Source organism: Acetobacter sp. AN02 (assembly GCF_029759835.1).
Classification (GTDB): Bacteria; Pseudomonadota; Alphaproteobacteria; order Acetobacterales; family Acetobacteraceae; genus Acetobacter.
Genome location: NZ_JAJJND010000095.1, coordinates 1 through 9,017 on the forward strand (window position 1 = coordinate 1; position 9,017 = coordinate 9,017).

The following is a 9,017-nucleotide window of genomic DNA, read 5'->3' on the forward strand; positions in this document are numbered from 1 at the left end:
GAACAACCTTGGCGCATCATGTCAATCGGACTGCGCAATTGGGCGCATAGGTTCTAGCAATCAACGGTTGGTATGAGAAGGTTTTCAAGACCCTGATGGCAAAGGCGGATGAGCAGCCCGTCTGTATCGTCATTCCCGTGGCCTGTGAGGCCGGAATGAAGAAAGTGGCCGCTGCATTCTCCGCCAGGAAGGCGAAAATGATGCCGGTTCCGGATGCGGAGCGCATGACCGGTTTTCAGGTCGGCGGCATCAGCCCTTTCGGACAGAAAAAGAAGGTCCCTGTTCTTCTGGCGCAGGAGGCGGAGGGGCAGGCGACCATTTTCGTCAATGGCGGCGGTCGCGGACTGCAGGTTGAGGTCAGGCCTGAAGATCTGCTGCGTGCTCTGGACGCAAGGCTGGCCGATGTGACAGCCTGACCTCTGCGCCTGCCTTTTTTCTGTTTCCAGCACGGACTTCTCATGCCCTTTCTTTTATCTCCCCGTCTTACCGTCTCCCTGCGCGGCTTTCTTGCCGCCACCTGTCTGATGGCGGCCGCACCGGCCATGGCCGTTGACAAGCCGGGAGCGCAGTCTTCAGCCGAAGCCGCAAAGGATAAAAAATCCGATGCCCCGTCTTTTACGGGAAAGGCTGCTCTGCTGCCTGCGGATTCTGTCACGCATCACAGCACGACGGTCGGTGGCAGCAAGCTGTCCTACACGGCAAAGGCAGGCACGCTGACCCTGCGGGATGAAAAAGGCGAACCTTCCGCCCGTATGTTCTACGTCGCCTATACGCTGGACGGGCAGGAGCCCGGCAGGCGGCCGGTGTCCTTTTTCTTCAATGGCGGCCCGGGCGGGGCGACGGCCTATCTCAATCTTGGTGCGGCCGGTCCTGTGGCCCTGACTTTCCCTGCGGGCAATCCGACCGATGGTGCGGGGGCGAAGCTTGCACCCAATCCGGATACGTGGCTGCCCGGCACCGATATGGTCTTTGTCGATGCTATCGGCACGGGGTATTCCCTGCCCGTGAAACCTGAAGACGCAGCAAAGAGTTTTTATGGAACGAAGCAGGATGCCCGGACCTTCGCACGCGCCATCAATCTGTGGCTTGGTGAAAACAACCGGCATTCCTCTCCGGTCTGGCTGGCCGGTGAAAGCTATGGCGGCATCCGCTCGATTGAGGTCGCCACCGCGCTGCAGGAACAGCAGAATGTGATCCTCAGCGGGATCATCATGGTCTCTCCGGCGCTGGAAATGAAGCTGCTTGATACGGGCAGCAATCCGCTTGCGGCGGCGATGGTTCTGCCGAGCCTTGAGGCGGTTGCGCTGGATAATCAGCACAGATTATCCCCTGCGGCGATTGAGGATTCCTGGCATTATGCCTTTGGTCCGTACCTCACCACCCTGGCGGGGGATCCGCCGGAGGGTGATGCGGCTGCGGCTTTCTATACGGAAGTTGCGAAGCGCACGGGTCTGCCGGAGGATATCGTCGCGCGGCAGCGCGGCACGCCTGATCCTCAGTCCCACGATGTCCGCAGCCGTAACGGCCGTCTGATCTCGGTCTATGACGGTACTCTGACCATTGCCGATCCTTTCCCCGAGGGCACGGACAATTCAGACAGTCCCGATCCCACACTGTTCGGATTTGGCCGCGCCTATGGCAGCGCGTTCGAGGGATATGCGGCGCAGGATCTCGGGTTCAGGACGGATCTGAACTATGAGCTGCTTAATCTGGAGGTCAATCGCCAGTGGGACTATCGCGGTGAAGGGGAGCTGATCGCAAGCGAGGTTCCCGCGCTTCGCAAGCTGCTGGCCCTGAATCCGACGCTGCGCGTGTTCATTGCCAACGGCTATTTCGATCTGGTCTGTCCGTTTGCAAGTTCGCGCTGGGTGGCATCGCATATTCCGGTCGGGAAAGACCGTATCAGCCTGCATGTCTATCCGGGTGGTCATATGCTCTACACCCGTCCGCAGAGCCGTGCGGCTCTGGCCCGGGACGTCCGTGCGTTCATGACCCCCTGATCATCCGTGGCAGCGGCTCTGAGTCCCCCCTGCCGGGGCTTCAGAGCCAGCCTGCCAGTTCCCGCCGCGCCAGTTTTTCCAGAAGGTCAATCGCCGGGACAGACGCGTTCAGGCACGGGATCAGCGTCAGTTCCTCTCCACCCGCTGCGTGAAATTCCTCTCGCAGCTCGTAGCCGATCTCATCCAGCGTCTCCACGCAATCCGATATGAATCCCGGCGTGATAACGGCGATGCGTTTTATGCCCTGCCCGGGAAATTCCGCGACGGTTGCGGATGTGGATGGTCCCAGCCAGGTGGCCGGGCCGAACCGGGACTGATAGGTCAGCGGCATGTCTTCGGATGTCATTCCGAGCGCCTGACGCAGCGCCTCTGCCGTACGTTCGCACTCCCGTTCGTAGGGATCGCCCTTTCGCACATAATCCAGCGGCAGTCCGTGGAAGGAGACGACCACTTTCTGCGGCGGTGTCTCCGTGCCGGATAAGGTGCTGCGGACGGACTCCGCCAGGGCTTCGATATAGGCCGGGTCATCGGGGAATGACGGAAGGGTCCGCAGGGAAGGCTGGCATCGGAGCGTCATCAGATACCGGAACAGCTGATCATTTGCCGTTGCTGTCGTCGTGGCGCTGTACTGCGGATAGAGCGGCATGGCGAGGATGCGGTCACATCCCTCCCTGAGCAGCGACTCCACGGCTTCCGCCAGAGAGGGCGTGCCATATCGCATCCCGAAGGCCACGCGCACGTGCGCGGGATCGAAACGTGCGGACAGCGCCTGTGCCTGTGCCCTGGTCTCGCAGCGCAGCGGACTGTCATTGCGCTCGCGATCCCAGGCCCTTCTGTAGGCCTGTGCGCTTTTTCGCGGCCTGACGTTCAGGACCACGCCGCGCAGAACGGGCTGCCAGATGAGGGGAGATGCCTCGATCACGCGGCGATCGGAAAGAAATTCCTTCAGATAGCGGCGGACACCGGACGGATCATCCGTCTCCGGCGTTCCCAGATTGATCAGAAGGATACCTGTGCGCGGCGTCCCGGGAGAGGCCGGAGGAACATGAATGAATGCCATTGCGGCACACTGCCACACTCATGCTCCGAATTTAAGATGCTCAGCCATACACCAGCGTGACGGCAGCCTCTCCCTGGTCTCCGCAGGGCGGCAGCACCGCGGGCACGGACTCGCCTGCTTTCAGCCGGGACATACGATCCAGGAACGAGGACAGCTCCAAGGTCGGATACAGCCGGTCTCCGATCGCGATGCGCTGCTCCGCCACAGGAACAGGCCGCACGCTCTCCCCGCTTTCATCCAGACGGATATGGATCGGAATTTCAGGCGTCAGAAGCCGCCCGACGGAGGATGGAAGAGCCAGAAACATCTCCCATGAGTTCAGGCCAGTACGATCACAGCGCACTCCCCCGTCCGGCTCCGTCCCGATCCACCTGTCCCGGCAGTTCTCCCAGAAGCCGTCCGTGTCCGTCACCCTGAGGCCGAGTCCGACGGGTTCAAGAAACTCAGGCTCGATCTGCGGCAGGGGCACGGGAGCAGGAACACGCTTGCTCAGGATGACCGGATGATGTTCATCCGCAGGATTGATTCTGAGAAAGATCCCCGGGCCTTCCGTCGGACATTCATCCATGGCCACGGCCGTGAGACGATCCTGAAACGGATCGTTGTGCAGGAACCGGCCCCACCAGTCGAGCAGCCACAGTTCATCCTGCATTGATCCGGCTCCTGTCATGATGTTTTCATCCCTCTCAGTTTTCCGTGCCAAGGCATTTCACCATCAGGGAGGACAGGGCAAGTCCCGTGCGCGCATCCCGCGAAAAGAAATGCCCGGTCAGTGTCTTTCTGCCCGGCGTCATATCCGGATACTGCCCTTCCATGACGTCAAGATTCAGACAGAAATGGGTAAAAATATGCTTTACGCGCCGGACGGTTTTCCACCCGCCGGCCAGGTTGTCAGACAGCGGCGCGCTCTGAAGCGCCTCTTCCCTCGACCATTCCTGCTCCCGCCACTCCGTCCCGGGCAGCTCATACGTTCCGCCGAGAAGGCCCGAAGGCGGTCTGCGGCGCAGGAGAACATCCCCCCGTGTATCACGAAGCAGAAAATGCACGCCGAATCGCTCCGGTCTTGTCTTCTTAGGGGCCTTGCGCGGCAGGCTGGCGGCAAGGCCGGAGGCAAGACCGGCGCATGACTCCCGCCACGGGCACAGGACGCAGCCGGGGGAGCGTGGCGTGCATAGTCCGGCGCCGAGGTCGAACAGGGCCTGCGCCACGTCTCCGGGCCTGCACCGGGCCTCCTCTGTTTCCATGAATCGCGCTGCCAGAACCGCAAGCTCCCGGCGGGCACCGGGAAGCGGTGCCTCGACCGCAAAGACGCGAGCCGTCACACGCTCCACATTGCCATCCACGGGCACGACCGGCAGTCCGAACGCGATGGCGCCGATGGCGGCTGCCGTATAGGGGCCGATCCCCGGCAGGGACTGCAATGCAGCCAGATCCGCGGGAAAGCCGCCGCGTGCGGCGACCTCCTGTGCGCAGCGATGCAGGTTGCGGGCGCGGGAATAGTATCCCAGTCCGGACCACAGGGAGAGCACCTCGTCCGGTCCGGCCTGTGCCAGCGACTGAATATCCGGGAAACGTTCCAGAAACCGTGTATAGTACGGGATGACCGCCGTGACCGTGGTCTGCTGCAGCATGATCTCGCTCAGCCAGACGCGGTAGGGGTCGCTTGCCTGTCCCGGGAGAGCCCGCCAGGGCAGGGTCCGGCGGCTGCGGTCATACCAGGCCAGCAATGCGGTAACTGACGGAGTCACAGGAGTACCTCATGAAGCGACCGGTTTCTTCCACTCCCGATGCGCCGCCACGCCGGTTCCGGGGGCCGCGGGAGCTTGGCAGTCTCCTTCCGCCCCTCACCCGTCCCTGTTTCCGTAAGCATTCGCCCGCCGGAGCGCGCCTGATGGCCGAGTGGAATGCAGCGGCGGGGCCGGTCTGGAGCGCGCTCGCGGTTCCGAAAAAAATGAGCGCCGGGACGCTGACGCTTTCCTGTTCCGCCACTGCGGCTGCGGAGCTGCACTATGCCATCCCGCAACTGAGGGAGCGGATCAATCAGTGGAGCGGGGAGGCGCTGGTGCGTCATATCCGCTTCGTTCACGAGGAGCCGCAGCCCGCGCGGGCATCCGCTGCGAAAAATGCCCTGGCTGACCGGAAGCAGCCGCGCTCCGTCTCCCCGCTTTCCCTTCCGGACCTGCCGGAGGGGCCGGTGCGTGACGCCCTGGAAGCACTGGGCGCACGGATCAGGCACGGAAGATAATCTCCGCAAAACGGGCGGACCTAAGCCGAATCCGGCGATACCACGATGCAGTTGCCGGGGCGGCGCTCCAGACGCTGGCAGGCCGCAATTGCGCTGTCCCTCGTGATCCCGGTCAGACGTGCCCGGTAGAACTGGCCATGTGCGGTCGTGACGGGAGAGACCTGCTGGCGTGCGCCGGATAATGCGCCTCCCGCACCGGACCGCGCGCGGGCGACGGCACCTGAGGCCTGAGCCGTGGATGCAAAGGCCCCGACCTGAATGCCCCAGTCTTTTGTCACGACGGGCGTCAGCACATGAGCCGGAGTGATCACGCGGGCAGGCTGCTGTCTTGCCGGTTTAGGCTTTACGGGCGTCAGCGCGCTGAGCGCGGCTTCCGATGTCTGTACCGGGGGCTGCGGGGCTGACGTCTGTGCGGGCGCGGCCTGCTGTGCCACGACCTGTGCCGGAGCTGCTGCCGTTTCCGCAGGCGCTGCCGCAACACCCGTCCGCGCGGCCCAGACCGCACTCACCGCCTCAGGTGCGGCCGGGGTCTTCTGCGCCTGTTCCCAGCTCTGAACCGGGGGCTGGGCGGCAACGGAGGGCTGTGCTGCGGGACTGGCTTCCGTCCCTGACGTGTCGTCCGTACGCTCCGTGGTTTCTGCCTGCGGGGCCTCGGCCACCTGGACCGGTTCCTCCGGCGTGCCCTGAGCGGCATTGTCCGAACCGGTCGTCCCTGCTTCCTTTTGTGCCCATGCGTCGCGCACGGAGACCGGAGCGGAGCCGGAACCGGTGTCGGCGGACGAATCCGTATCTCCCTCACGCTGCTCCCAGGCGGCCCGGACGGCGTTCGTCTGTCCCGCGGACGGGGCCGCCGCGGCATAGGCCGCGCCTGATCCGGAGGTGTGTGCTTCCACCAGGAGGTCTGCCGGGGACCGGTTTACGGGGTTGATACCTGCAATCTCACGCCCGATTGCCGAGACGTAATTCCGGGTTTCACGCGGCAGTGTCCGGTTTCGTGTGAGGAAATCCTCCAGTCGTCCCGGGCCCGCATTATATGCGGCGAGGAAGCCCGGAGAACCGTAGATGTCGTACATTTCCCGGATATAGGCCGTGCCTGCCATGATGTTATCATGAGGCTCATACGGGTCATCGCCGAGGTTATTGGCCACGCGCAGCGTGTCGTAGGTCGGCGGCATCAGCTGCATCAGGCCCATCGCTCCGGGCGCGGATGTCACGAGCTGGCCCTTGTAGAACATACGGCCGCCCGACTCGCGGTTGATCACCGCCCTGATCCAGGCATCCGGCACGTCGTATCTCTTCGATGCCTCGGTGATATACGGGCCCCAGGGATCATCTTCCGGGCCCGGCGGGGCATAGTAGGATTTCGCGTGAGCGCGGTACCGTGCCTCTTCCTGGGCCACCGTGACCTGCAGGTCAGGCTCCTGCTGCTCCGCGGCACAGGCCGCAAGGAAACCCGCCAGACCGGCAAGCAGAAGGACGTTCCTCAGACGCGCGGACATCCTGCGCCGGAGGCTGCCTTCTCCATACTCTCCGGTCATATCTTCTCCTGGCGTCTCAGCAGACATTCTTTCGTACCCGGCCTCCGTGCCGGTGTCTCTTTCAGACAATTTCATGGCCTGAATATGTCCGGACCGGGTCCGGAGCACTCCCTGCCTTCGGAATATACAGCCCCTTTCACATCCCGGACGCATTGCAGCGAGACCGGGAAATGAGCTACCGGACCTTCTTATGACAGCCCTCCCCGGCCACAACAACCCGCCCGCAGATCCGATTGCGGAGCCGCCCCCCGAAGCCGTCGTGACTGAGGGGAGTGACGCGCTGCGGAACCAGCCGCCGCTGCCCGCGCTGCCGCCGGAGGCATCCCTGCCGGTGGCCGGCCGTTCCCGCCTGCTGCTTGCGGGGGAGGATATTCTCGCGGGGCTGCGACTCTGGCGGCTGGGCGGGTCTCTGGGCTGGCTGGATGTCAGGCTGCAGTTCCGGGGCTCTCTCGTCGGTCCTCTGTGGCTGACGCTGACGACTGCCGTCATGGTCGGCGCGATGGGGCTGGTCTATGCCAGACTCTTCGGTGTCGTCCTGCACGACTATCTGCCCTATCTCGCCATCTCCATGATCCTGTGGCAGGCGGGGGTATCGGGTGTCACGGGTGAGGCCTGCACCTGCTTCATCCGGGCTGCGGATTCGATCCGCTCCGTCAGGCTCCCCTATTCCGTACAGATCCTGCGTATGCTTACGCGCATCGCCGTGACCTTTGCGTTTACGATCGTCGTCCCTCTGGCCGTCTGCGCGTGGTACAGGGTGCTCCCGGGATTTCAGGGGCTGCTTGCCATTCCCGCGCTCGGGTTGTGGATCATCAACGCGTTCGCCTGGGGGCTGCTGCTTGCGCCCCTGTGCACCCGTTACCGCGATATTCCGCCGATCATCAGCAGCGCGGTGCAGCTTCTGTTTTATGTCACGCCCGTCATCTGGTCGGTCAGACAGCTCGGGGATAAGGGGAAATGGCTGATCCTCAACCCGTTCTACTCGCTGCTGGAAATCGTACGCGGTCCGCTGACGGGGCATGCGCCTTCTGCCGCCGTATGGGCTGTGGCCTGTGGCACCAGTCTTGCCCTCTGGCTTGCCGGGCTGTGGACGTTCTCCCGCGCCCGCGCCAGCCTTGCTTTCTGGATCTGATGCCATGACGCCACGCAACGCCGGAGCTGCCCGGACTACGGACGACCGGGCCGAAATCGATGTGAGGAATCTCTCGCTCGAATTCCCCATCTTTCATGGCAGCGCCCGTTCACTCAAGAAAACCCTTTTCCGTAAGGCCAGAAGCCAGTTTACTAACCTGCATGCCGGGCGGACCGGCGGAGAGGTTTTCCAGGATCCGGAGCACTCCGGAGTTCTGAAGGTCCGCGCGCTGTCGGATCTGAGCTTTTCCATCCGTGCCGGAGAACGCCTCGGGCTGATCGGGCATAACGGGGCCGGGAAATCCACCCTGCTTCGTGTGCTTGGCGGCATTTACGAAGCCATGCCCGGGATGGTCCGCGTTCACGGGACGACGGCGTCCCTGATCGATCCGAACTCCGGCATGAACCGCGATCTCACCGGACGTGAGAACATTCTCCTGCATGCCAGACATAAGGGTCTGAGGCCGGCGCAGCAGAAGCAGCTTGAAGCCGATGTGGAAGTCTTTGCCCAGCTTGGCGAGTTCATGGATCTGCCCGTAAGGCTCTATTCCTCGGGTATGGCCATCCGTCTGGGGTTTGGTCTCGCCACGGCCATCACGCCGCAGATACTGCTGATGGATGAGTGGTTCATGGCCGGAGACGCCCTGTTTCAGTCCCGCGCTCTTGAACGTCTGACAGCGGTGATCAGTAAGGCCGATATTCTGGTCATCACCTCCCATGCCCTTCCGGTTCTGGAGCAGTGGTGTTCCCGTATTCTCTGGCTGGAAGGGGGACGCCTGGTGATGGACGGCCCTGCTGCCGATGTTCTTGCGGCCTACCGGCGGGCCGTGAGTGAGCCGGCAAAGTAATTATTTATTTTTATTTCAGACTTCAAATAAACCGAGCACTTTAACACCCCATTATATTTTTTCATTCCCTAAATACATATAATTTTCTTAGAAAATCATTATATTTCTAGATGTTTGCTCCCGGGATTTGATGGTGCGGATTATGTATGAACCTTGATGGTTCTTTTTCCCATTGCTGACAAATGAATTCGTATG

Annotated in this window: 8 protein-coding genes and 1 pseudogene; 5 read left to right on the forward strand and 4 right to left on the reverse strand. The window is 62.5% G+C overall.

Annotation, left to right across the window (positions count from 1 at the left end; translation table 11 throughout):
- The first annotated feature begins 59 nt into the window (after positions 1-59).
- The gene (locus LOC54_RS10170) at positions 60-416 is read left to right on the forward strand and encodes a YbaK/EbsC family protein (protein ID WP_279313712.1); all 357 of its coding nucleotides are present in this window, start codon (positions 60-62) and stop codon (positions 414-416) included.
- Between the two features lie 42 nt (positions 417-458).
- Positions 459-2,000, forward strand: a complete 1,542-nt coding sequence (locus tag LOC54_RS10175) for a S10 family serine carboxypeptidase-like protein (protein WP_279313704.1) — start codon at positions 459-461, stop codon at positions 1,998-2,000.
- A 40-nt stretch (positions 2,001-2,040) separates the two neighbouring features.
- Here LOC54_RS10175 and hemH read toward each other — a convergent pair whose 3' ends face one another.
- Genes hemH through LOC54_RS10190 form a run of 3 tightly spaced genes read right to left on the reverse strand, consistent with a single transcriptional unit; the run spans position 2,041 to position 4,808 of the window.
- Positions 2,041-3,060: a ferrochelatase gene (hemH, locus tag LOC54_RS10180; protein WP_279313705.1), complete on the reverse strand. Its 1,020-nt coding sequence runs from the start codon at positions 3,058-3,060 to the stop codon at positions 2,041-2,043.
- 40 nt (positions 3,061-3,100) lie between these two features.
- Entirely contained in the window at positions 3,101-3,712 is a 612-nt protein-coding gene (locus tag LOC54_RS10185; RefSeq protein ID WP_279313706.1) for a hypothetical protein, read from the reverse strand.
- A 34-nt stretch (positions 3,713-3,746) separates the two neighbouring features.
- A complete protein-coding gene (locus LOC54_RS10190; RefSeq protein WP_279313707.1) occupies positions 3,747-4,808 on the reverse strand; it encodes an A/G-specific adenine glycosylase in 1,062 nt (353 codons plus the stop codon).
- 11 nt (positions 4,809-4,819) lie between these two features.
- Between LOC54_RS10190 and LOC54_RS10195 the strand changes: the two genes are divergently transcribed.
- Positions 4,820-5,305 carry a DUF721 domain-containing protein gene (locus LOC54_RS10195; protein WP_279313708.1) on the forward strand — a complete coding sequence of 162 codons (486 nt, stop codon included), beginning with the start codon at positions 4,820-4,822 and terminating at the stop codon, positions 5,303-5,305.
- 20 nt (positions 5,306-5,325) lie between these two features.
- On the opposite strand, the gene LOC54_RS10200 is transcribed toward LOC54_RS10195, so the two are convergent.
- Positions 5,326-6,804, reverse strand: a complete 1,479-nt coding sequence (locus LOC54_RS10200; RefSeq protein WP_408740339.1) for a transglycosylase SLT domain-containing protein — start codon at positions 6,802-6,804, stop codon at positions 5,326-5,328.
- A gap of 229 nt (positions 6,805-7,033) precedes the next feature.
- Between LOC54_RS10200 and LOC54_RS10205 the strand changes: the two genes are divergently transcribed.
- Together LOC54_RS10205 and LOC54_RS10210 are read left to right on the forward strand one after the other, a co-directional pair.
- Positions 7,034-7,975, forward strand: a complete 942-nt coding sequence (locus LOC54_RS10205) for an ABC transporter permease (protein WP_279313710.1) — start codon at positions 7,034-7,036, stop codon at positions 7,973-7,975.
- 241 nt (positions 7,976-8,216) lie between these two features.
- A pseudogene (locus LOC54_RS10210) lies at positions 8,217-8,822 on the forward strand (ABC transporter ATP-binding protein); the annotation flags it as partial.
- Positions 8,823-9,017: the final 195 nt, after the last annotated feature.